The sequence below is a fragment of the Devosia sp. Soil_C_22 genome, assembly GCF_057657195.1.
Genome location: NZ_JBDGIY010000001.1, coordinates 2,929,872 through 2,952,040, shown reverse-complemented (window position 1 = coordinate 2,952,040; position 22,169 = coordinate 2,929,872). Strand labels below are relative to the sequence as shown.

The 22,169-nt window shown below is 66.4% G+C and carries 19 protein-coding genes; 8 read left to right on the top strand and 11 right to left on the bottom strand.

Annotation, left to right across the window (positions count from 1 at the left end; all coding sequences use genetic code 11):
- Position 1: 1 nt before the first annotated feature.
- Both AC3A6I_RS14365 and AC3A6I_RS14360 read left to right on the top strand, forming a co-directional pair.
- Positions 2-886 carry a carbohydrate ABC transporter permease gene (locus AC3A6I_RS14365; RefSeq protein ID WP_487544398.1) on the top strand — a complete coding sequence of 295 codons (885 nt, stop codon included), beginning with the start codon at positions 2-4 and terminating at the stop codon, positions 884-886.
- 34 nt (positions 887-920) lie between these two features.
- Positions 921-1,511: a DJ-1/PfpI family protein gene (locus AC3A6I_RS14360; RefSeq protein WP_487544397.1), complete on the top strand. Its 591-nt coding sequence runs from the start codon at positions 921-923 to the stop codon at positions 1,509-1,511.
- A gap of 139 nt (positions 1,512-1,650) precedes the next feature.
- Here AC3A6I_RS14360 and AC3A6I_RS14355 read toward each other — a convergent pair whose 3' ends face one another.
- The 3 genes from AC3A6I_RS14355 to AC3A6I_RS14345 form a co-directional block, all read right to left on the bottom strand.
- A complete protein-coding gene (locus tag AC3A6I_RS14355) occupies positions 1,651-2,622 on the bottom strand; it encodes an ABC transporter permease (protein ID WP_487544396.1) in 972 nt (323 codons plus the stop codon).
- Positions 2,619-4,136, bottom strand: a complete 1,518-nt coding sequence (locus tag AC3A6I_RS14350) for a sugar ABC transporter ATP-binding protein (protein ID WP_487544395.1) — start codon at positions 4,134-4,136, stop codon at positions 2,619-2,621. The genes AC3A6I_RS14355 and AC3A6I_RS14350 overlap by 4 nt, the downstream gene beginning before the upstream one ends.
- Positions 4,137-4,278: 142 nt before the next feature.
- Positions 4,279-5,217 carry a substrate-binding domain-containing protein gene (locus tag AC3A6I_RS14345; RefSeq protein WP_487544394.1) on the bottom strand — a complete coding sequence of 313 codons (939 nt, stop codon included), beginning with the start codon at positions 5,215-5,217 and terminating at the stop codon, positions 4,279-4,281.
- A 140-nt stretch (positions 5,218-5,357) separates the two neighbouring features.
- On the opposite strand from AC3A6I_RS14345, the gene AC3A6I_RS14340 reads away from it, so the two are divergent.
- Positions 5,358-6,806: a xylulokinase gene (locus tag AC3A6I_RS14340; RefSeq protein ID WP_487544393.1), complete on the top strand. Its 1,449-nt coding sequence runs from the start codon at positions 5,358-5,360 to the stop codon at positions 6,804-6,806.
- A 31-nt stretch (positions 6,807-6,837) separates the two neighbouring features.
- Here the strand turns inward: AC3A6I_RS14340 and AC3A6I_RS14335 are convergent, their stop codons facing one another.
- Genes AC3A6I_RS14335 through AC3A6I_RS14320 form a run of 4 tightly spaced genes read right to left on the bottom strand, consistent with a single transcriptional unit; the run spans position 6,838 to position 11,445 of the window.
- Positions 6,838-7,944 (bottom strand): substrate-binding domain-containing protein, encoded by a 1,107-nt coding sequence (locus AC3A6I_RS14335; RefSeq protein ID WP_487544392.1) that lies wholly within the window; start codon positions 7,942-7,944, stop codon positions 6,838-6,840.
- 53 nt (positions 7,945-7,997) lie between these two features.
- Positions 7,998-8,942: an ABC transporter permease gene (locus AC3A6I_RS14330; RefSeq protein ID WP_487544391.1), complete on the bottom strand. Its 945-nt coding sequence runs from the start codon at positions 8,940-8,942 to the stop codon at positions 7,998-8,000.
- The gene (locus tag AC3A6I_RS14325; RefSeq protein ID WP_487544390.1) at positions 8,939-9,937 is read right to left on the bottom strand and encodes an ABC transporter permease; all 999 of its coding nucleotides are present in this window, start codon (positions 9,935-9,937) and stop codon (positions 8,939-8,941) included. Before AC3A6I_RS14325 ends, AC3A6I_RS14330 begins: the two co-directional genes overlap by 4 nt.
- The gene (locus tag AC3A6I_RS14320; protein WP_487544389.1) at positions 9,934-11,445 is read right to left on the bottom strand and encodes a sugar ABC transporter ATP-binding protein; all 1,512 of its coding nucleotides are present in this window, start codon (positions 11,443-11,445) and stop codon (positions 9,934-9,936) included. The genes AC3A6I_RS14325 and AC3A6I_RS14320 overlap by 4 nt, the downstream gene beginning before the upstream one ends.
- Before the next feature lie 361 nt (positions 11,446-11,806).
- On the opposite strand from AC3A6I_RS14320, the gene AC3A6I_RS14315 reads away from it, so the two are divergent.
- Positions 11,807-13,438 (top strand): GMC family oxidoreductase, encoded by a 1,632-nt coding sequence (locus AC3A6I_RS14315; RefSeq protein ID WP_487544388.1) that lies wholly within the window; start codon positions 11,807-11,809, stop codon positions 13,436-13,438.
- 28 nt (positions 13,439-13,466) lie between these two features.
- On the top strand, positions 13,467-14,231 hold the full coding sequence (locus tag AC3A6I_RS14310; RefSeq protein ID WP_487544387.1) for an SDR family NAD(P)-dependent oxidoreductase: 765 nt from the start codon (positions 13,467-13,469) through the stop codon (positions 14,229-14,231).
- A gap of 10 nt (positions 14,232-14,241) precedes the next feature.
- On the opposite strand, the gene AC3A6I_RS14305 is transcribed toward AC3A6I_RS14310, so the two are convergent.
- From AC3A6I_RS14305 to AC3A6I_RS14290, 4 genes are all read right to left on the bottom strand, one after another.
- Positions 14,242-15,741, bottom strand: coding sequence for an alpha/beta hydrolase (locus AC3A6I_RS14305; RefSeq protein ID WP_487544386.1), 1,500 nt, complete (start codon positions 15,739-15,741; stop codon positions 14,242-14,244).
- Positions 15,741-17,393 (bottom strand): alpha/beta hydrolase, encoded by a 1,653-nt coding sequence (locus AC3A6I_RS14300; protein WP_487544385.1) that lies wholly within the window; start codon positions 17,391-17,393, stop codon positions 15,741-15,743. Before AC3A6I_RS14300 ends, AC3A6I_RS14305 begins: the two co-directional genes overlap by 1 nt.
- A 121-nt stretch (positions 17,394-17,514) precedes the next feature.
- Positions 17,515-18,876 carry an FAD/NAD(P)-binding protein gene (locus AC3A6I_RS14295; protein WP_487544384.1) on the bottom strand — a complete coding sequence of 454 codons (1,362 nt, stop codon included), beginning with the start codon at positions 18,874-18,876 and terminating at the stop codon, positions 17,515-17,517.
- A 43-nt stretch (positions 18,877-18,919) separates the two neighbouring features.
- Positions 18,920-19,366 (bottom strand): RrF2 family transcriptional regulator, encoded by a 447-nt coding sequence (locus AC3A6I_RS14290; RefSeq protein WP_487544383.1) that lies wholly within the window; start codon positions 19,364-19,366, stop codon positions 18,920-18,922.
- A gap of 382 nt (positions 19,367-19,748) precedes the next feature.
- Between AC3A6I_RS14290 and AC3A6I_RS14285 the strand changes: the two genes are divergently transcribed.
- From AC3A6I_RS14285 to AC3A6I_RS14275, 3 genes are all read left to right on the top strand, one after another.
- Positions 19,749-20,306 (top strand): flavin reductase family protein, encoded by a 558-nt coding sequence (locus AC3A6I_RS14285; protein WP_487544382.1) that lies wholly within the window; start codon positions 19,749-19,751, stop codon positions 20,304-20,306.
- 127 nt (positions 20,307-20,433) lie between these two features.
- A complete protein-coding gene (locus AC3A6I_RS14280; RefSeq protein ID WP_487544381.1) occupies positions 20,434-20,955 on the top strand; it encodes a flavin reductase family protein in 522 nt (173 codons plus the stop codon).
- A gap of 182 nt (positions 20,956-21,137) precedes the next feature.
- Positions 21,138-22,160 carry an ABC transporter substrate-binding protein gene (locus AC3A6I_RS14275; RefSeq protein WP_487544380.1) on the top strand — a complete coding sequence of 341 codons (1,023 nt, stop codon included), beginning with the start codon at positions 21,138-21,140 and terminating at the stop codon, positions 22,158-22,160.
- Positions 22,161-22,169 lie beyond the last annotated feature (9 nt).

Below are 22,169 nucleotides of genomic sequence, written 5' to 3'. Positions count from 1 at the left end.
GATGAGCACGGATGTGAGCCACGCCCGTCCGCACCGGGCCGGCGGCAAGGTGTTGCTCTACGGCATGCTGGCGCTGTTCACGGTGTTCTTTTTGACGCCGCTGCTCTGGGCGGTGCTGGCCTCGCTGAAATCGCCGGCCGAACTCCAGCAATATCCGCAGCCGCTGCTGCCGAGGGAGTGGCTGTGGTCCAACTGGATCGACGTCTGGACGCTGCTGCCGCTCGGCACCTTCTTTGCCAACACGACGATCGTCACCGTGTTGGCGCTGGCCGGGCAACTGCTCAGTTGCTCGCTCGTCGCCTATGGTTTTGCGCGCTTCCGCTTTCCGCTGCGACGCACCTTGTTCGGCGTGGTGATCGCGGTGCTGATCCTGCCCGGGATCAGCTACCTGATCCCGCAATATGTGATCTACACGCAGCTGGGCTGGCTCGACACCTTCCTGCCGCTGGTGGTGCCGTGGTGGGTGGCGGCAGGCTCGGGCAGCGCGTTCTCGATTTTCCTGCTGCGGCAGTTCTACGCCAACATCCCGCGGGAGCTCGAGGAAGCTGCGCTGCTCGATGGTGCCGGTTACCTGCGCATCTGGTGGAGCATCATCCTGCCGTTATCCAAGCCGGCCCTCGGCGCCGTGGCAGTGCTCGGCTTCATCTGGCACTGGACCGAGTTCCTGCAGCCGCTGATCTACCTGCAATCGCAAAGCAATTTCACGCTCACACTGGGGCTCAGGTTCCTGCAGACGGGCGCCGCCGACACTACGGTCACTTCGCAGAGCACCGACCAGTATCTGATGGTCGCCACGCTGCTGGCCTGCCTGCCGCCGCTGCTGCTGTTCCTGTTTGCGCAGCGCCAGTTCATCCAGGGCATCAATCTCAGCGGCGGCAAGGGCTGACGCTCCTTCTTCTCCATTCGGAAGTTCGACAAAAATGCATAGCAACAAAGTCCTGATCATCGTCGGCGATGCGACCGAGACGGTCGACACGCTCTATCCCTACCTGCGCCTGCAGGAGGATGGCTTCGAGCCCGTCGTCGCCGGTCCGGAAAAGCGCCAGTTCCAGATGGTGCTGCACGAGATCAAGCCGGGCTGGACCATCACCCGCGAGTGGGAGGGCTACACGATCGACGCCGATATTGCCTTCAGCGAGATCGACGAGACCGAGTATGCCGGCATCTTCTTTTCCGGCGGCCGCGCGCCCGAATATATCCGCGACAACCCGGACCTGATCCGGATCACGCAGTATTTCATCGATAGTGGCAAGCCGGTGGCCAGCATCTGCCACGGCGTCGAGATCCCGGCTCGGGCCGACCGCGTGCGCGGCCGCCGCATGGCTTGCGTGCCGAAATGCCAGTTCGACCTCGAGGTATGTGGCGGCATCTTCGTCAACGAGCCCTGCGTCGTCGATGGTAACATCGTCTCCGGCCGCACCTGGCACGACCATGGGCCGGTCATCGGCGAGTGGATGCGGATGCTCAAGCGCGAGAACGAGCGCAACGGCGACCGGGTGAAGGCTGCCTAGCGCGTTTTCACCTTCGAAGCGGTCCCCAAACTCCGGCGTCATCCCGCTAAGGCGGGGATCCAGCAGCCGCACGCTCGGTGCCCGACTGGGTTCCCGCCCGCGACAGCATCAGCGATGCCGTGCTGAGCGTAGGATAGCCCTACCGCCGCAGGCGCTGCGTGATCGAGCTGGCGGCGACGGCGAGGACGATGATGCCGCCGACAAGGATTTGGCGGATGTAGCTGTCGACGCTCATCTGGGTGAGGCCGTTATCGAGCACGCCGAGGATCAGCACGCCGATCACGGTGGCGAGAACGCGCGGCGTACCCTGTTCGCTCATGGTCATGCCGAGAAACACCGCCGCGATGGCGTTTAGCATCAGGCCGCTGCCCTGGGTCGGGTTGGCCGAGGCGACGCGGCTGGCATACATGATGCCGGCGCCGGCGGCGCTGAGGCCGGTGAGCGAGAAGGCTATCAGCTTCAGCCGCCGCACCGCCACGCCGCTCAGGTAAGCGGCCTCGACATTGCCGCCGATGGCGTAGAGCCGGCGGCCGAAAGTGGTCTGTTCGAGCAGCAGCCAGGCGGCGAGCACCGTCAGCAGCGCGACAATTGTGAGATTGGGCAGCATCACCGCCACCCCGCCGATTTCGCCGAGCGGGATGCCGCCGCGGGCGAAGTTCGAGAAGCCTTCGGGGATGGCGGCGCCCGAAATGGTCTTGCCGCCGCTCAGGACGAATGCGGCGCCGGAATACATGGTGAGGGTGGCGAGCGTCGCAACGAACGGCAGGATGCCGATGAAGCTCACCAGCACGCCATTGAACGCGCCGCCGATCAGCCCGACCAGCAGTGCCGCGCCGACCGCGGCCCAGATGGGGTAGCCCGCGGCGAACAGCACGCCGGCGACAATGCCGGCAAGGCTCGCGGCCGAGCCGACCGACAGGTCGAAATCGCCCATGACCATGACGATGGTCATGCCGCAGGCGACTACCATCAGCATGGAGAGCTGCTGGGTGATGTTCAGCCAGTTGCGCGCGGTCATGAAGGTTTCGGGCAGGTTGAGCCAGAAGAAGATCAGGATCAGCGCAAAGCCGACGAGCGTGCCGTAGCGGCGGAAGAGGGGGGCGATGGTCATGCGGCCAACGGGGCCCGGCCGTAGCAAAGGTTCAGCAGGTCGTCTTCCTTGAGCCTGTGCGCGCTGACGATGTCGGCGATGGCGCCGTCGCGCATCACCGCGATGCGGTCGCACATGCCGATCAGCTCGGGCAGGTCGGAACTCACCAGGATCACCGCCATCCCCTTGGCCGTCATGTCGCGAATGATGCTGTAGATATCGAATTTGGCGCCCACGTCCACCCCGCGCGTCGGCTCGTCGAGCAGCAGCAGTTTAGGGTTGCCGCCGAGCGCCTTGGCGAACACCACCTTCTGCTGGTTGCCGCCGCTCAGCTCCCGCGCGAGCTGTTTCGGACCCGACGCACGCAGTCGCACTTCAGCGCCGAGTCCGGCGGCAAAGCGGCGTTCCGCTCCGGTGGTCAGGATGCTGCCGGCGAAACTGCGCTGGTCGAGATGGGGCAGGGTAACATTCTCGAAGATGGCACGAGTCAGCATCAGCCCCTCGGTGCGCCGCTCGCGCGGTACATAGGCAACGCCGGCCTTCCAGGCGGCGGAGGGGCCGTAGGGCCGGTAGCGGCGGCCCGACAGGGTGATGATGCCATGGCGTGGCTTCAGATCACCGAACAGCGTGCGCAGCAGGTCGCGCTGGCCCATGCCCGACAGGCCGGCAACGCCGAGGATCTCGCCTTTGCCGACGCTGAAGGACAGCGCCCGGAGCCGCTCGGTCGAGAGATTCTCGATGGTCAGCGCTGCTTCGGCCGACGGCTTCACGCTGGCCGGTGGGTAGGCCTCCTCGACCTTGCGGCCGATCATCATGGCGACGAGATCGTCGTGGGTGATGTCGGCCATGCGACCGGAGTCGATGGTTGCGCCGTCACGCAACACCGTGGCGCGGTCGCACAGCGCCATCACCTCGTCGAGCCGGTGCGAGACATAGAGTACCGAGCCACCTGCGGCGCGGATTTCGCGCAGAACCTTGAAGAGCCGCTCGGACTCATCGCGCGTCAGAGCGGCAGTGGGCTCGTCCATGACGTAGAGGCGCGCCGGCGCGCCCGGCTCGCTGAGGAAGGCACTCGAGATGCGCACCAGCATCTGGTCGCCGAGCGACAGGCGGGCGAGCTTTTCGCGCGGATCGATATGGGTGATGCCGAGCTGGCGCAGCGCCTCGAGCGCCGTGGCGTGGAGCGTGCGCCAGTCGACGAACAGTCCGGCGCGCTTGGGATAGCGGCGGCCCATGAAGATGTTCTCGGCCACCGACAGCGCCGGCACCACGTTGAATTCCTGGTGCAGGAAGCGGAAGCCGAGCCGATGCGCTTCGGCGGGGCCGCCGATCGTGGTGGGGCGCCCGTCGATGGTGATCTCGGCCGTGTCGGGAACGACGACGCCGGCGAGGATGCGGATCAGCGTCGATTTGCCGGCGCCGTTCTCGCCCATCAGCGCGTGGATTTCCCCCGCCTCGATGGTGAGGTCGACCCGGCGCAATGCCGGAACACCGGCATAGGCCTTGGCGATATTGGTAAGGGAGATGAAAGTCATTGAACCGAACGATGCCGAGGTGCCACCACCACCGGGTCATTCCCGCGAAAGCGGGACTCTCTGTTTACGGTGCCGCCCCAAACGGAGATCCCCGCCTTCGCGGGGATGACCCGAGCTTGGGGCGACAATGGCGCAGGGCCGATTACTCGGCCGCGTTGTCCTTGGTGACGAGCTTGGTCGGCACGTAGATCACGTTCGAGGCGGGCGCGGTGCCGGCGAGGAGGCCGGCGACAGCCTCGGCGGTGGCGGTGCCGATGCCGGCGAAGTCCTGCGCGACGGTAGCCTCGAAGTTGCCGCCCTTGGCGACTTCCTCGCGGGCCTGCGGGTTGGCGTCGATGCCGGTGATGACGATGCCCTCACCCTCGCGGCCGGCGGCCTCGATGGCCTGCAGGGCGCCGAGCGCCGGCTGGTCCCAGGCGGCCCAGACCGCACTGATGCTGCCCGGTTCGGGGTTGGCCGCGAGCACGGCATCCATCTTGGCGCGCGAATCGGCGATGCCGCCGTCCGACACGTCCGGCGTGATGCGGTCGAGAATCTTGATGCCCGGATTGGCGGCGAAGATTTCGTCGGCCTTGGCGCCGCGCACCTGCACAGGCGGGAATGCGTCGAACACGAACATCACGACATTGCCTTCGCCCTTGAGGCGGTCGACGACGAAGCCGGCGGTGGTTTCGGCCATGGCGACGCCGTCCGAGGTGACGTTGGTGGCGAGCAGCGGATCGCTGCCCGCATCCATGCCGACGACCGGGATGTTGGCATCCTTGGCAGTCTGCAGGCCCGCGGTGACCTGGGTCGGATCGACGTTGATGACGATGGCGTCGACGCCCTGGTTGACCACATCCTCGATGCGGCTGATCACGGCGGCGACGTCGCCGGCGGTGTCGATGACGTTGACGTCCCAGCCCTTGTCCTTGGCGACGGCCTGGAAGGCTTCGACATAGGCCTGCGTGCCGGGCTGCGCCATGTAGGGGGTGACGACGGCGACCTTGGACTGCGCCAGCGCTGCGGCGGTCGAGCCGGCCAGCAATGCGACGGCGGCGACGCCGAGCGTGCGGAAGGTGCGGGAAAGGGTGATGGGCATGCTCTGATAGACCTCCGGGCACGGGTGGGCGTCCTGTCGCCCCGCCGCCGCGCGCCCCGCGCAGACGACTGTTTTCCTTATGCCGCAGGCAACTATAAGGAACGGAGCCGCAGGCGGCTACGGGCATTTGGGGGCATTGTTTGGTTAGCACTACACTCATCGGCATCGACGTCGGCACGACCGCGATCAAGGCGATCCTCATCGACCAGAGCGGCAATCGCCTCGATGCGTTTTCCCGGCCCTATGCGATCTCGCGCCCACGCGAGGGATACGCCGAACAGAACCCGCAGGACTGGATGGATGGCGTGCTCGCGGCGCTCAGCCAGTTCGCCGCCGGGCATGACCTCAGTGGGCTGGCTGGCATGGGCATCTGCTCGCAGGTGAACACGCATGTCTTCGTCGACGGGGCAGGCCAGCCGCTGCTGCCGGCCATCCTCTGGCAGGACGGGCGCTCGGCCCCGGACGCCGCGGAACTCGACGCGCAGGTCAGCGCGCAACAGAAGCTCGACTGGTTCGGCGGCCCGGTGCCGATCGATGCCAGTCACGCGCTGTCGCGGATGGCGCATATCCGACGGACGGCTCCCGACATCTACGCCCGGACCCGGCACGTGCTGCTGCCGAAGGATTTTTGCGTGCTGCAACTGACCGGCGCCGTCGGCAGCGACCCCATCGCGGCAGTCGGCCTCGTCGATCGCGCCGGATATGTCGCGCCGCTGCTCGATCTCGTGCCCGGCGCGGCGGAGCGCCTGCCGCCGCTCTTCGGCTTCACCCACGTCGCCGGCCAGGTGCGCGACGGCTTGCCCTGTGCCGGCGCACCGGTGGTGGTGGGCGCTATGGATGCCTGGGGCGGCATGTTCGGCACGGGCGTCGCCGCGGATGGCGACGCGATGTACCAGAGCGGCACCAGCGAAATCCCGGGCATCGTTTCGGCCAAGGTGAACCCGACGCCGGGCGTGATCCTGTTCCCGCCCTACGAGGGCATCGTCATGCATGCCGCGCCGACCCAGACCGGCGGGGCGGCGCTGGCGTGGCTGGGCAATATGCTCGGCCGCAGCCCGGCCGAGATGTCGGGGTTGGCGGAGAGCATCGGGCCGTCCTCCGCCATCCCGGTGTTCCTGCCGCACCTGCAGGGCGAACGGGCGCCGATCTGGGACAGCGCTTCGCGCGGCGTGTTTGCGCGGCTCGACAACCGGGCCGGTGCTGCCGAGATGGTGCGCAGCGTGATGGAGGGTGTGGCCTTCTCGGTGCGCTGGGCGTTCGAGGCGCTGCAATCCTCGGCCGGGATGGAAGTGGCGCTCGCCAATATCGGTGGCGGCGGTTCGCGGTCCGATGTGTGGTGCCAGATCCGCGCCGACGCGCTGGGGATGACGCTGCGGCGTACCAGTGCACCCGAAGCCGCGGCGATCGGCGCGGCCATCCTGGCGGGCGTGGGCAGCGGGATCATGCCGTCGATCGCGACGGCGTCGCGCGAGCTGGTCCAGTTCGACCGCGAGTTCACGCCCGACGCGAGCAAAGCCGCGTACTACGCTGAAAAGTATGGGAAGTATCGCGAGTTGTACGAGGCGCTGAAGGCCTTCAACCGGCAATAGGGGACGGGGCGCCGGAGCGCCCCGCCTGGGCTCAGAAGTTGAAGTCGCCGATGTTTTCCTTGGTGAAGACGAACGGCGCGCCGAGCAGGATCTCGGAGCCGTTGATCACCTGCAGGTCGCCGAGCTTGCCGGCGGCGACGGATGTGGCGCCGGGGGCGAGCGTGCCGTCGGCGGCCGCGCGCAGCACATAGGCCGCCGCATAGCCGAGATCGACCGGATTCCACAGCACCACCGACTTCACGCAGTCGGCCTCGACATAGGGCTTCATGGCATTGGGCGTCGCGAGCCCGACCACGGCGATCGAGCCGCACTTGCCGGCCTGGGTCACGGCATCGGCCGCGGCGGGGGTCGCCACCGAGGTCATGCCGAGGATGCCCTTCAGCTCATCGCCGTACTTGTTGATGAGCGTGTTGGCCTGGTTGAAGCTGAGGATATTGTCTTCCTGCGCTTCCACCGTTTCGAGCCACTTGAGGTTGGGGTGGCAGGCGGCGGCATAGGCGGCCATCTCGGCGATCCAGCGCGCCTGGTTGGGCGTGGTGAAGGTCGAGGTGACGATGGCGAAGGAGGCGTCCTCGCCCACTTCGGTGGCGAGGTTGTCGATCATCGCCTTGGCGATACCGTTGAACTCGGCCTGGTTGACGAACCACTGGCGGGCATCGGGCTCGGAGTTGGCGTCGTAGCCGACGACGTTGATGCCGGCCGCCAGCGCCTTCTTCAGCACCGGCGCGATCGCCACCGGGTCGTTGGCGGCGAACAGGATGCCGTCGACGCCTTGGGTGATGTAGTTGTCGATCACCGTGATCTGGTCGTCGATATTGGCCTCGGTCGGGCCGTCGGTCGTCGCCTTCATGGTGCCCATCTCGGCGGCCGCGTCGGCGATACCCTTCGATGTGGCGTCGAAATAGCCGATGCCGATGAGTTTTGGCACATCGACGACGGTCAGTTCCTTGCCCTTCCGGTCCGGCGGGTTGGTGGGCGAGCCACCGTCATAGTCCTTGGCGACCGGCGTGGCCGGCGTGCCGTCGCAGGCGAGCGGGCTCGTGGGCAGATCGTCGCCGCCGGTCCAGGCCGATTGGGCCTGGACGAGGCTGGTGGAGAGCGAAAGTGCCGCAAGCACGGCGAATGTCGTACGAAGCATAGTCTCCTCCTTGATGTCGCCGGCCCGTTTCGGCATGGCCATTGCGCGACGGATTAGCGGGTGCCGCCCCGGTAGACGAAGTTCGAGACGAGGATCGTGAGGATCAGCACGGCGCCGATCAGCACGATGGTTCCGTCGCTTTTCACACCGGCAAGCGACAGGCCGTTCTTGAGTGCCTGGATCAGGATCAATCCGAGCACGGTTCCGATGATGGTGCCGCGGCCACCGAAGATCGACGTGCCGCCGAGCACCACGGCGGTGATGGCGTCGAGCTCGATGCCGGTGCCCATGTCCGAGCGGGTGGTCGAGACGCGCGAGACGAAGATCACTGCCGCGAGCGCTGCGGCAAAGCCCGAGGCCGCGTAGATCGCCATCTTCACCGCATCGACGCGCAGCCCGGAGAAGCGGGCCGCCGTCTCGTTCGAGCCGATGGCATAGGTGGCGCGGCCCCAGGTGGTCGTGCCGAGGACGATGGCGGCGATGATGGTGACGGCGAGGAAGATCCACAGCTGGGTCGGCACGCCCAGCACCTGGCCCTGGCCGAGCACGTAGAACCAGTCGGGATAGCCGCGCACCGAGCGGGCCTCCGACACGCCCTCGGCGATGCCGCGATAGAGCGCCAGCGTACCCAGCGTCGCGATGAGCGGGGGAAAGCGGAAGCGGGTGATGATCACGCCGTTGAGCAGCCCGGCAACCGTGCCGACGGCGAGGGTCAGGACGATCGCCGCCTCGAGCGGCAGGCCGAGATTTTTCCAGAACACGCCGAGCATGATGGCCGACATGCCCAGGATCGAGCCCACCGACAGGTCGATGCCGCCGGTGACGATGACGAAGGTCATGATGATGGCGATCAGCCCGACCTCGGTCATTAGCCGGCCCTGGTTGAGCAGGTTGTCGAGGGTGAAGAACTTGTCGGACTGGGCCGAGAGGACGAGCAGCGCCACCACCACCAGCACGGCAAGGATGGTCTCGTGGCGGATGAGCCGGGACAAATTCATCGCCCGCCCCGCAACTCGCGGGTGCGGCGCAACATGTCGACCAGCACGGTAAGCAGGATCAGCGCGCCGATCACCGCGCGCAGCCAGTAGGCCGAGACGTTGATGAAGATCAGCGCCGAGCCGATGGCCGAGAACAGGATTGCCGCGAGCGTCGAGCCGATCACCGTGCCGGTGCCGCCCAGGATGGAGACGCCGCCGATCACCGCGGCGGTGATGATGGTGAGCTCGAGGTTGGGCGGTACGGTCGACTGGATGATTTTGAGCTGGGTGGCGAACAGGATGGTCGCCAGCCCGGCAAAGGCACCGTGGATCATGAACACCTGCACGGTGCGCCGTTCGATGGGAATGCCCGCGGCCCGTGCCGCCTCGGGGTTGCCGCCGATGGCGTAGAGCGAGCGGCCGAAGGCGGAGTATTTCATCCAGGCGAAAGCGCCGAGGGTGAGGATCACCATGAACCACACCGGCACCGGAATGCCGAGCAGGCGCTGCTGCGCCAGAAGGAATTCGGGCGGCAGGTTGTTGATCCAGGCGCCGCCGGTCACCGACACGAGGCCGCCGCGCAGGATGGAGAGCATGCCGAGCGTCACCACGATCGAGGGAATCCGCCCGTAGGCGACGAGCAGGCCGATGACGAAGTTGACGCCGATGCCGACGAGGATCGGCGCCGTCCACGCCACCCAGACCGGGGCGCCGGACACTGCGATGGTGCCGGACACTGTCGCCAGCACGCCGATCAGCGCGCCGACCGATACGTCGATATGGCCGGTGATGATGATCATCGCCATGCCGATGGCGGCTACCGCGATATAGGCGTTGCCCGAGATCACCGTGTTGAGGTTGTTGGCGCCGAGAAAGCGCGGGTTGATCGCCGACACCACCGCGAACAGCACCAGGATGGCGCAGGCGATCACCACTTCCTGCCCATAGGCGGAGATGAAGCGGCTCAGTGCGCTGCGCTGGGCGCGGAAGGGTGGGGCGGCGGCCTCGAGCGTCATGCTGCGGCCTCCATCGCACTGCGCGTCATGGCGGCTCCGACCGTCTCGGGCGTGGCGTCGGCGCGATCGATGGTGGCGGTCAGCCGGCCGCCATGCATCACCAGCACGCGGTCGCTCATGCCGAGGATTTCGGGCAGCTCGCTCGAGATCATCAGTATGGCCATGCCTTCGCCGGCGAGCCGGGCCATCAGCGCGTGGATTTCGGCCTTGGCGCCTACGTCGATTCCGCGTGTCGGCTCGTCCATGATGAGGATGCGCGGCGAGGTCTCGAGCCACTTACCCAGCACCACCTTCTGCTGGTTGCCGCCGGAGAGCTGCCCCACCACCTGGGCTGGGACGCGCGCCCGCACGCCGAGCTTCTTGATCGAGTCGGCGGCGCGGCGGAACTCGGCGCCGACATTGATGAAGATGCCCCGCGTCACGTTGTGCAGCGAGGCCATGGAGTTGTTCTGCGCGATGGTCATCGGCCGCACGAGGCCTTGGAGGCCCCGGTCCTCCGGCACGTAGGCGATGCCGAGATTGCGGGCCTGCTTGGGCGAGCCGATGCTGACCGGCTGCCCATCGATGACGATTTGCCCTGATGTCGCCGGGGTGATGCCGAACAGGGTCAGCGCCAGCTCGGTGCGCCCGGCGCCGACGACGCCGGCCAGCCCGAGGATTTCGCCGCGCCGCAGCTCGAACGAGATGTCGCGCACGCGGCTGCCGTGGCTCATGTTCTCCACCCGCAGCAGCACCTCGCCGATATTGGGTTCGCCGCGCGGGAACAGGTGATCGATTTCGCGGCCGACCATCATGGCGACCAGCGATTGCTCGGTGACCTCGGCGATAGGGCGGGTGCCGATCAGCTGGCCGTCGCGCAGCACGGTGACGCGGTCGGCGAGCTCGAAAATCTCGGGCAGCTTGTGGCTGACATAGACGATACCGACGCCGCGCTCGCGCAGACGCTTCACCACCGCGATCAGGCGGCGGATGTCGGCGTCGGCCAGCGCCGCGGTGGGCTCGTCCATGATCAGGACCTTGGCGTCCTGGCTCAGTGCCTTGGCGATCTCGACCCGCTGCCGATTGGCGACCGAGAGCGAGCCGACCTTGGCGTCGACGTCGAGGTCGGGGCTGTCGAGGGAGTCGAGCAGCTGCCGGGCGCGGCGGCGCATCTGCGTCCAGTCCAGCATGCCGGCCGGGCCGCGCGGCGCGTTGCCGAGAAAGACGTTCTCGGCCACGGTAAGCTCGGGAAAGAGCAGCAATTCCTGATAGACCGTGGCGACGCCGCCGCGGCGCGCTTCCTTGGGGCTGACCGCATCATAGCTGGTATCGCCAAGGCGGATCGTGCCGCTGTCGGGGGCGTGGACGCCGGCGATGATCTTGATGAGCGTCGACTTGCCGGCGCCGTTCTCGCCGAGCAGCGCGTGCACCTCGCCGGCGCGGACGTCGAAGTCGACGTTTTTCAGCACCGTGATGCCGGCGAACGACTTCGACACAGCTTGCAGGCTAACCGGGATCGACTGCGTCATGGGCAACTCCGATCCGTGATCGACGCCCGCCCAGCCGCCCTCCAGCAGCCACCAGCCGTCCTCCCGTTTTGCCAGCTGCGGCGTTGCGCAGGGGGCGATTTCAGGGCTTGCCGCCCGTGTCGCGCATTACTGACATGTTAGTGTAAGCACGCAGCGTCCGCGCCCGTCAATGTCGATTAAGCATGTATTTCTTGGGCTTGCGAACTGCTGCCGGGTTGCGCAGCAATAGACCCAAGTACCGGAGGAGGTGCGGGCGCATGGATAGTCGGCGGCGAGGAGGCTGCTGCTTTCCCCGCGCCCGGTTCGTGTTCGCGAAGAGCGCGGAAAACTCGTCCGGACACTTGGTGGGGAGACAGTGCCGGTGCCGGAAGAGTTCGATCACATCGTCATCGGCGGCGGCGCCTCGGGGTGCGTCGCGGCGGCGCGGCTGGTGACCGACGGCGACCGCAAGGTGCTGCTGCTCGAAGCCGGGTTCTCGCACCACCACCCGCTGCTCGACATGCCGCCGGGTATCTTCAAGCTGATCAACGGGTCGAAATACATGACCTACCATCAGACCGTGCCGCAGCCGCACCTGCATGATCGCGTGCACGATATCCCGCAGGGGAACGTGCTGGGCGGGGGCACCTCGGTGAATGCGCAGGTCTACATGCGCGGCCGGCCGTCCGACTACGACGAGTGGGACGACGTGCTGCGCGGCAATAATGACGGGGCGCGCTGGAACTGGGACACCGTGCTCCGCCACTTCCGCCGCATCGAGGGCAATAATCGGCTGAGCAACGAGCTGCATGGCAGCGAGGGGCCGCTGCTGGTGTCCGATCCGGGCCATGTTGATGACGTGTCGCGCTGGTTCGTGCAGTCCGTGCAGGAGAAGGGCGAACCCTTCACCACCGACTTTAACGGCCCGACCCAGCGTGGCGTCGGCTTCTACCAGTTCATGAACCGCAAGGGTAAGCGCTCGAGCGCCGCCTATGCCTATGTCGAGCCGCTGAAGGACGACAAGCGGCTGACGGTGCGGTTGCGGGCCCGCGTCACCCGGATCAACATCGAGAACGGCCGCGCCGTCAGCGTCACCTATCGCGACGAGAGCGGCAACGAACACACGGTGCATTCGCGCGGCGATATCGTGCTCAGCTCGGGCGCGCTGGTGACGCCGAAGCTGCTGATGCTGTCCGGGCTCGGCCCCGCCGACCAGCTCAGGCAGCACGGCATCGACACGATCGTCGACCTGCCGGGCGTGGGCCAGAACCTGATCGATCATCCGGAAGTGCCGGTGATCTCGGTGGCCAACGGGCCCTATGGCTATTTCCGGCAGGGCGTCGGTTGGCGGATGCTGAAGAACGGGCTGAACTTCAAGATTTTCGGCAATGGCCCGATCCTGTCGGCGGGGTTCGAGGCGGGCGCTTTCATCAACCCGATCGATCGCGATGCGCCGCCCTCCATCCAGGCGTTCTGCGTGCCGATCGTCTATCTCGACCGCGACCTGCTCAAGGTGTTCGACGACACCTACGGGGTCACCATCACCACCGTGCTGGTGAAGCCGAAATCGCGCGGCTACGTGCAGCTGCGCTCAGCCGACCCGATGGCCATGCCGCTGGTGTCGCCGCACCTGCTGCAACACCCCGAAGACATGAAGATCATGGTCGAGGGCCAGCGCTTCTTCCGCGACGTGCTGCTCTCGGGCCCGCTCGGCAAGCGGGTCGAGAAGGTCATCGCCCCGGCTGGCCCCGACCTCAGCGACGAGGTGATGGCCGAGCATTGCCGGCGGTTCGTGAAGACCAACTACCATCCGGCCAGCACCGCCCGTATGGGCGCCGATGGCGACCCGATGGCAGTGCTCGACGCCCGCATGCGAGTGCGCGGGGTCGACAACCTGCGGGTCTCCGACCTGTCGGCGGTGCCGAACATCAATGCCGGCAATACCACCGCGCCGGCCATGATGCTGGGCGACCGGTGCGTCGATTTCATCCTGGGGCTCGATCGCGCGGCCTAGCCGCCGCCCCATACCGAGGGAGAGGAACGTGATTCAGGATCTGTTTCGTCTGGACGGCAAGGTGGCGCTGGTCACCGGCGCGACGCGCGGCATCGGGCTGGGCATCGCCAAGGCGCTGGCGGAAGCCGGCGCACACGTCGTGATGTCGTCGCGCGTGCCGAAACCCGACGTGGTCGCCGAGCTCAAGCGGGCGGGGCACAAGATCGACTACATCCAGGCCGACATGCATGAGCGGCCGGCCCCGGCCAAGCTGATCGCCGACACCCTCGCGCTCGCCGGCAAGCTCGATATCCTCGTCAACAATGCAGGCGTCGCCCAGCACGGGGACACGCACAGCTTTCCGGCCGAGCAGTATGACCGGTTGATGGAAATCAACCTGCACTCGCTGTTTCGCGCCTGCCAGGCGGCGCTGGGGCCGATGATGCAGCAAAAGAGCGGCGTGATCCTCAATATCGGATCGATCTCGGGCTATATCTCGAACATCCCGCAGCCGCAGGCGGCCTATAATGCGTCGAAGGCCGCGGTGCACATGCTGACCAAGAGCCTCGCCAGCGACTATGCGAGCCTGGGCATCCGCGCCAACGCCATCGCGCCCGGCTATATCGAAACCGACATGACCGCCGGTGGCCTCTCCGATCCCGAGTGGGGCCCGATCTGGCGCCAGATGACGCCGCTGCCCATGGTCGGCAATGCCGACGATATCGGCGCCGCGGCGCTCTATCTTTGCTCCGACGCGTCGCGCTACGTCACGGGCGAGGTGCTGGTTATCGACGGCGGCTACACGGTGCGCTGATTATCGATGGCTATTGCCGGCCTTCGCCTGTCCGGTCTTCGATCATCCCGAAGATGATGGGGTAGAGAAACTCGATCTGCGCCTTGGCTTGCCGAGGGTCGATGAGGTCGTGGATGATGCCGAGCTCTATCGGCAGCCGCTTGATGTCGACCACCGCGCCCTGTCGCGTCCATGATGCAGCGACCCGTTCGGCGGTGGGGTTGTCGACCGCGTCATCGGCCTCGTTCACGAGCAGGCCGGGCGCATGCCCAACGGGCGCTTCCGCCGCAGCACTGGCGGCCAATACCTCGCCCAGCCGCATGAACTGTCCAAGCGCGCGCGAGGCGACCTGCGGATAGGCGTACTCCATTCCCGGCGGCCCCTTAGGTTGCTCGGGATCCCACACGATCATCATGTTGGGCAGCAGCAACAGCAGGTTCGTCGCTGCGCGATTGGCCCATTCCGGGGTGCCATAAGGTGACAGGAACGGCGCCATGGCGACGGTGCGGTCGACATCGGCCCGATTCTGCGCCAGCCACATCGTTGCCGTCCCGCCGCCCGAAAGCCCGACAAGGACGACGCGCTCGCCCAGTCCGCCGGCAATATCGGTCGCCTCGTTCGCAGTCGCGACAATATCCTGGGCGGTGAGATCCTTCAGGGCGAGGGTCAATGGATCCACCTCGCCGTGCAGCGGGAAGCGCGGCAAGTAGACATTGTAGCCCTTCTCGAAAAGCTGCCGACCGAACTCGTCGCCCTGCTTCGGACAGTTGGTGAGGCCGTGGAAATACACCACTGTCACCGCGGCCGCCGCGCCGTGTGTAAGCAGCACGGACTTGCAGAGCGGATTGAGGTCCAGAGCCGACTCCCGGGCCTCGACCTCGGCAAACCGAGCCATGGCCTGGTCGTAACTCAGTCTTGGCTGCGGCGTGGACGGCCGCTCGAGGCCAGCCTGGTCGAGCGGGATGATGGAGAGGGCTATGAAGCCCAGGACCATAAGCAGCACGAGCCCGCCGGCAACCGTCACCAACCACCGCGCCAGCCGATGTTCGGCCCCCGAGCGGGAGGTGTCTGGCCTCCTGATGAACAGCGCCAGCACCATGCCAATCGCGCCCATGGCGATAGCGGCGGCAAAGCCGGTGGTGAGCAGCAGCAGGATAGTCAGTTCGAGCGCGCGGAGAAGCCGGTCACCCAGATCGTTCGCCCCGACGAAGATCGTGCGCAGCAGTTCTGCCAGTACGAGCGTGACGGGATAGGTGAGCAGCGCCGCCAGTATTCCGGCCACACCGCCGCGCAGCATCGACACGCGCCAGGGCCGGATGACGACGGCCTGCCAGGCGATGCAGGCGCTGATGAAGCTGCCAACGAACAGCGTCGGCCAGCCCACCTGGCCGAACTGGATACCCTGGACTCCGGCAATCTGCCCGCCGCTGAGTGCTGCCGTGGCAAGGCTGCCAAGGGCAAGCAAGAGGGCGGCCAGCGCCGTGCGCTGCCACCCGATGCGATCTCCGTTTTCCGGACCGGTCTCTGCCATCAGTCGCGCCCCGTGTACTTCCCGACCGCCACCTTCAGCGCATCGAGCCTCGCTGCATCCCAGCCCGCAGGCTCGAGCAGCGCTTCCCACGCATCAACATAGTCGGCGGTGGAATAGACGTGGCCGTAGCCCAGCGGCGAGTCGTTGGAGATGGCCATGTCCATGGCCAGTTGCAGGAAGGTGACCAGCGGAAACCATTGGAACTCGGGCGAGACGCCCTCGCCACGCTCGCCCTCCATCCAGTCGGGTCGGGTCAAGATCGTGGCGAAATCGAACAACACGATGGGATCGCTGGGATATTGCAGGAATGCGATGCGCATCGGACCCCACGGCCCTTGGTGCTTGCGCAGGTCGGCGCCCCGGTTGGCGAAGCGGATGCTGGAGCTGTCGCCGAATTCGGGCCGCCAGAACGGTGATCCGGCCGCCCGGTTGAGGGTCGCCCAGCGCCACACGGTGCTGGTATAGGGCGGCCCGACCCAGAGCGCCCCATCGAAGGGATCCGCCATCACGTCGAGGAACACCGTCGAGGCCTGCGAGCTGTTGGCGCCGAGGCTCAACCCATTGAGGAACAGGCGCGGGCGCCCGTCGCGCGGCAGGGTGCGCCAATAGCCATAGACGGCCTCGAACACAGCCTGTGCGGTGTCCTTGCCCTGGTCTGGCTCGACAATCAGGGCCAACGGGCTGCTGAGATAGGAGTACTGGACCGAAACGCTCGCGGCGTCGCCATTCATCAGGTATTCGACGGCGGCGATGCTGGGCGGATCGACCCAGCCCGTACCAACCGGCATGATGACCACCAGCACCGATCGCTCGAAAGCGCCGATACGCTGCAACTCGGCCAGAGCCAGCGCTGCCCGGGCCTGCGGTGTCTCGGCCGAGCGCAGGCCTACGTAAGTGCGGAGCGGCGCCAGCGCGGGCTGGCCGGAGATGGCCTCGATCTCGGCAGCAGTCGGCACGGTCGTGACGTAGCGTCGCCCGTCACGCCCGATGCCGTTCCAGGCCACCAGTGACTGCGCACTGCCCGATTGGGTCGGATCGGTTGGCGGCGGGTCGCCAAACTGGCCGGCCACGGCGTCGAGCTGCTCGTAGAACCTGTCGGCAATGGTGAGTGCGCCGCGGAACAGCACGCCGCTGAACAGCATGGCAGTCAGCACGCCGACGATGAGAATCCCGCCCAGCGTCGCTACCCGCGGCGGCAGCAGATGGCGTAGCAGGCCGGCGACGCGCTGAACTCCCACGGTCAGCGCGGTGCCGATGATGATCAACAGCAGCGCAGGGACGGCCGCTACCAGCACCACGAGGAAGACGTGCCCGGTGGCTGCGGGCTCGATCCCCATCGCAACCCGGACGGAGTCCTGCCAGTTCACGTTCAGGGAGAGACAGATCACGACCAGAATGACTGTTGCGATCAAGCTGATGCCGCGCACCCACGCCGTGACCGTTGCGGGAAGCTTGAGGCCAAGATAGTTCCAGCACCATTCGAGGATGGCGCCGACGGCGTAGCCGGCCGCGAACACGCAGCCCGACAGCAGCCCCTGGACCAGCGCGGAACGCGGAATGAGCGATGGCGTCAACGAAAGAGCCAGCAACAACCCGCCCACGACCAGTCCGGGTCGTGACAGGTTGGTGCGAACCCACTCGAGCAGCTTCATGATGCCCCGCTCACCTCAACCATCGGATAAGTCTGCGAAATGTCAGACTTCCCGTCCACCGTAGCTATATGCCAACGGGCCCGCCATGCCTATGCGCGTGGCGCCGGTGCGTAACGCGCAGCTACCGGAAGCGGCGTTCGAGGATACGGTCGGCCTGGTGGAGCAGCCGCTCGGCAAGCTCGGCGCATTGCACGCGGATGTCCGGAACGGCCTCGATCTCGAAGAAGGTGCCGCGCGTAAGCGGGCCAATGGCGAAGAGACGCTCGGCCGGAGTACCGCCGGCCGAGACAACCTCGCAGGCCTCGGTAACGTCGAGGCCGATGTGCAGCCGGTCCGGCCTGGCAAGGCCATCGGCGATGAGCCGGCGGACGACCGGATTGCTCGATTGCTCGACATCGACGCTGACGCCGCCGCAGTCGTAGACGCGGGCCACCCGCAACTCCTCGGTATTGGCGACGCCCTTGCGCCGCACCGTCGCGAGAACATCGCCGCCGTCACGCCGCACATCGAGGAACTTGCCGGCGATCAGCGTGACCTGGCCACTGCCGACGGCCTGGCGCAGCCGTTCATGCAGATCGGGAGGAAGGCGATGGCGATGGATGTTCCAGATGGGCCGCACATGCGCGAGGAAGCTGCGGCGCGAGTTTTCCGACCAGGCCTGCCAGATGCGCTGGTTGAATGGGCGCAGGGCGTCGACGACGCTGCGCCAGTCATGGCCACTGCGCCGTGCTTCCTCGACCGTCTCGAGGAACCACTCGTAAAGATAGAGGAGGCCCGTGCCGAAGGGCACGTCGGCGGCATCGAGCGCGAACTTCTCGACCTGGCGGTGGCCCTGGGGCAGGAGGCCGTGGCGCGACACGACGGTGATCGAGCCGCGATGCCCGGCCTGGGCGAGGGTGAGCCAGGCATCGACCATCGACAAGCCGGAGCCGAGGATCATTACCGGCGCATCCGGATCGATCGGCGTATCGGCGTCGGAGCCGACGCGGACGGCGATGCCCTTGCTGCGTGCCGGTTGCTCCTCGTGCCCTACGGCGAGCACGGCGGCATGAGCGAGGATGGAACTGCCATTGTCGAGCAGGACCTCGACACCACCTTTGTTGGCAGTGATGCTGGTGGCGGTGGCCGAGACTGTCAGCAGGCGACCATCGCCTGTGAGGCCTGCAAGAACGCCGCCGAGATAGGCGCCGTAGTGCCGGCGCGGCACGAAGGTGAAGCGATGCGCGTCGTCGACGAGCCCACGCTGCCGCAACCAGCGCCAGAAATGCTCGGGATCGTCGGCGTAGGCGCTCATGTTCGGCGCAGCGACGTTGAGCACGTGGTCCTGCTGGCGGGCGGAATAGGCGACACCCTGGCCAAGGTGGTCGCGCTTTTCGATCAGCGTCACGCGCAGGTCCATTGACGGATCACGTAGAAGGTGCCCCGCAAGAAGCACGCCGCTGGCGCCGCCTCCCACGATGACTATCGACAGGCGCTGGGTCATCGGCCTCTCCTCTGCGTTGCAACGCCCGAGAAGCCCGACAGGTCTAGGCGGTGCGAAGCTCCAGGGGCAGCATGTCGCCATCCATGTCCCGCATCTGGGCGAGATTGGTATGGTCGAGCACCTCGGCGATGGCGTTGCGAACTTCCAGCATCATGTGCCGCACCTGGCAGGTGGCCACATCGCAGTCGTCGCAGGCCGAATAGCGGGTGTGGCTGGCGCAGGGAATGGGAGCCAGCGGGCCATCGAGCACGCGCACGATGGCGCCGACCTTGATCTCCTCGGGCGGGCGCGACAGCCGGTAGCCGCCGCCCTTGCCCTTGCGGGCCTGCACGATGCCGGCATTGCGCAGCTCGCTCAGGATCGCGTCGAGGAATTTCTTCGGGATGTTGTTGGTTTCCGCCATCTCGGTCGCAAGCGCCAACTGGCCCGGCTGCAGACGAGACATATGAACCAGAGCCTTCAGCCCATACTTGCCCTTGGCGGTAAGCATCGAAACGATTTTCCAACTTCTACGTCCATCCAGCTTATATGTTCTAGAAACTTTATGGACAAGAGAGCGGTTTCCCGGGGGGCCTGCGTAGCCGGCCGGTTTTCCCCTGTCCTCTGGAGTGCGCGCTACCGGCAAGCCGTGTTGTGCCGGCGGCGCTTCGCGAAAATCCGTTCCCCTCTGTTCGTCCGCTTTGCAAGCCGAATTCTCGACTAGTTTTATAGACTGTATAGCATTTATGCCAGACTGAACTCGGCCTCCGGCAACAACAAGGTGCTGGCGGTGCGGCGAGGGAGCGTACCGGCGAGCGATGTAAGGAGCCGCTCGCAGTAGCTCTGCGGCACATCAAGGAGGCCAGTCGGGCCACGAACTAGGAGTATTGCCTATGTCTGTCGTCGAGCTGCGCAGCAGAACCGTCACGCTGAAGACTCCCGATGAGGAGATCGCTGCGTTCAAGCTGGCGATGCGACATCTGGCCGGCGCCGTGGCTGTGATCACCACCGGCAGCGGCGAGGGCCGTACCGGGTTCACGGCTACCTCAGTGTCCTCCTTTGCCGCCGATCCGCCGAGCCTGCTCGTCTGCCTCAACCGCGAGTCGTCCTCCTGGCCGATCATCCAGGACCATGCCGGCTTCTGCGTGAACCTGCTCGCGCACGATCAGTCCCATGTTGCCGATCGCTTTGCCGGCCGGGGCGGCGCCAAGGGCGTGGCGCGCTACGAGGGCGCGCACTGGCAGGAGCAGCGTTCCGGCTCGCTCGGCCTTGCCAATGCCCTCGCGACCATCGACTGCGAGCTCGAGGAGGCGATCGAGCGCCACTCGCACGCCATCCTGATCGGGCGGGTGAACAGCGTCACGCTGCGCAGCGAGGCCGAGCCGCTGCTCTACTGGCACGGCGCTTACCGGCTGATCTCGAATCTCGATCGGGTGCTGACCCAGGCGTGACCTCGGGCAGGTTGCTTTCGCCGACGTCGCGCTGACCGATTCGTCCGGCTCCTCCCGGGCGCCCGGGCGTCGCATGCTCACCTCCTGGACCGCGCGACGCCGTTCCTTTTCAACAGGGCCGACAGATATGAGTGAAGCGCAGCAACAGGTCACCGAGATCGACCCGCGGACCTTCTGGCGGGCGATCGGCAATCGCGCCGTAGGGGTGTCGGTCGTCACCGCGAGGGGGGCGGACGGCCCGGCCGGCTTCCTGGGCCTGTCGGCCTCGCACCTCACCGCGTCGCCGCCGTTGGTGACGGTCTCAATCGATGCCAGCACCTCGGCCCTTGCGGCGGTGCGTGGCAGCGGGGCCTTCGCCATCAACTACCTGAGTTCGGCCGCCACCGAGGTCTACGACCGGTTCTCGTCTCGCGATGCGCCGAAGGGCGCCGCTCGGTTCGTGGGGTTGCAATGGCAGCCCGGCACGACCGGCTCGCCCGTGTTTCGGGACATCGTCGGCGCGTTCGAATGCCGGATCAGCGATCTGATCGAGCGGCATGGCGTCATCCTCGCGATCGGCGAAATCGTCGCCGTCTCCGGCGACCCGGAGGCCGATCCGTTGGTCTATTTCCGTGGCGCAGCTCGCGTGCTGGACCGTGTCTCTGAATAGCGCCCGGCATCCCGTACGCGCCTGACGGAGAGGACGATCCCTTCGTTCTTCGACAGTGCCGGATCGCAGTTTCGGCGTTCCTCAACCGACCGAACATTCGCGAAACTGATCCATGTAAGTCTATAGATTTGATAGACTGTAAAACCTATCGTTTGGCCGTTCAGTAACCGATGGGACAAACCATGACGCCCAACCGCCGTATCGCAACGCTGCTGATCGCAGCTTCGCTCCTGTCGATCGCCCCACTCGGTGTTGCGAGCGCACAGGAAAGTGCTCCGTTCCTTACTGAGGTTCCGGCCGGGACCAAGCTGGTGGTCGGCGATCCGCAGACCCAGAAGGCGCTGGAGCTTTCCGGCCTGATCAATGAGATCCCGTTCGAGATCGAATGGACCAATCTGAGCGGTGGCCCGCAGACCTCCGAGGCGTTCCGTGCCCGGGCGCTGGATGTCGGGTCGGTCGCCGAGATCCCGTCGATCTTTGCCAACTGGAACAACCTGCCGGTCCGCAATATCGCCTACCGCGAACGCAAGGATCCGATCACCCACCCGGTCTACCGCTTCGGCGTTGCGCCGGGCGTCGAGGTGAAGAGCCTTGCCGATTTCCGCGGCAAACGCATCGCCTTCAGTCCCGGCCAGGCGCAGGGTGCGCTGGTGCTGCGGGCACTGCAGGCGGCTGGGCTCACGCGCCAGGACGTAACTCTGGTCGAGCTGCCGAGCACCGGAGACGTCTATCCGGTGGCGCTGGCCAGCCACCAGGTGGATGTCGCACCGATCGGTGGCGTCTATATCCGCCGCTACATCAATCAGTACGGCGCCGAGGGCGCGGCACTGGTCGAGCACGGCCTGCGCGACGACCCCGGCCATCTCTACGCCCCGCAATGGGTGCTGGACGATCCAGGCAAGGCCGCTGCCCTCGCCATCTATGTCGGCTTCTGGGCTCGCGCCACCGAGTGGATCAACAACAATCCCGAAGCCTGGATCGAGGGCTACTATGTCAAGGACCAGGGGCTCAGCAAAGAGGACGGCCAGTATCTGGTCGACCTGACCGGCGAGTTCGTCGTGCCCGCAAGCTGGGATGAAGTCGTTGGCCGGCACCAGCAGACCATCGACCTGTTGGCTAAGGAGCTCGGCTACGAATCCTACAGTGCCGAGAACATCTTCGATCGCCGTTTCGAGACCTTGGGCGCGGCGGCCCTCGCCCAATAGTTCCCATCC

What these genes read in the sequence shown, in the direction of transcription:
- AC3A6I_RS14290 (WP_487544383.1), bottom strand. Translation starts at nt 19,366, where the DNA reads ATGCTTACCGCCAAGGGCAAGTATGGGCTGAAGGCTCTGGTTCATATG.
- AC3A6I_RS14285 (WP_487544382.1), top strand. Translation starts at nt 19,749, where the DNA reads ATGTCTGTCGTCGAGCTGCGCAGCAGAACCGTCACGCTGAAGACTCCC.
- AC3A6I_RS14325 (WP_487544390.1), bottom strand. Translation starts at nt 9,937, where the DNA reads ATGACGCTCGAGGCCGCCGCCCCACCCTTCCGCGCCCAGCGCAGCGCA.
- AC3A6I_RS14280 (WP_487544381.1), top strand. Translation starts at nt 20,434, where the DNA reads ATGAGTGAAGCGCAGCAACAGGTCACCGAGATCGACCCGCGGACCTTC.
- AC3A6I_RS14355 (WP_487544396.1), bottom strand. Translation starts at nt 2,622, where the DNA reads ATGACCATCGCCCCCCTCTTCCGCCGCTACGGCACGCTCGTCGGCTTT.
- AC3A6I_RS14335 (WP_487544392.1), bottom strand. Translation starts at nt 7,944, where the DNA reads ATGCTTCGTACGACATTCGCCGTGCTTGCGGCACTTTCGCTCTCCACC.
- AC3A6I_RS14360 (WP_487544397.1), top strand. Translation starts at nt 921, where the DNA reads ATGCATAGCAACAAAGTCCTGATCATCGTCGGCGATGCGACCGAGACG.
- AC3A6I_RS14345 (WP_487544394.1), bottom strand. Translation starts at nt 5,217, where the DNA reads ATGCCCATCACCCTTTCCCGCACCTTCCGCACGCTCGGCGTCGCCGCC.
- AC3A6I_RS14330 (WP_487544391.1), bottom strand. Translation starts at nt 8,942, where the DNA reads ATGAATTTGTCCCGGCTCATCCGCCACGAGACCATCCTTGCCGTGCTG.
- AC3A6I_RS14365 (WP_487544398.1), top strand. Translation starts at nt 2, where the DNA reads ATGAGCACGGATGTGAGCCACGCCCGTCCGCACCGGGCCGGCGGCAAG.
- AC3A6I_RS14300 (WP_487544385.1), bottom strand. Translation starts at nt 17,393, where the DNA reads ATGAAGCTGCTCGAGTGGGTTCGCACCAACCTGTCACGACCCGGACTG.
- AC3A6I_RS14295 (WP_487544384.1), bottom strand. Translation starts at nt 18,876, where the DNA reads ATGACCCAGCGCCTGTCGATAGTCATCGTGGGAGGCGGCGCCAGCGGC.
- AC3A6I_RS14350 (WP_487544395.1), bottom strand. Translation starts at nt 4,136, where the DNA reads ATGACTTTCATCTCCCTTACCAATATCGCCAAGGCCTATGCCGGTGTT.
- AC3A6I_RS14320 (WP_487544389.1), bottom strand. Translation starts at nt 11,445, where the DNA reads ATGACGCAGTCGATCCCGGTTAGCCTGCAAGCTGTGTCGAAGTCGTTC.
- AC3A6I_RS14275 (WP_487544380.1), top strand. Translation starts at nt 21,138, where the DNA reads ATGACGCCCAACCGCCGTATCGCAACGCTGCTGATCGCAGCTTCGCTC.
- AC3A6I_RS14305 (WP_487544386.1), bottom strand. Translation starts at nt 15,741, where the DNA reads ATGGCAGAGACCGGTCCGGAAAACGGAGATCGCATCGGGTGGCAGCGC.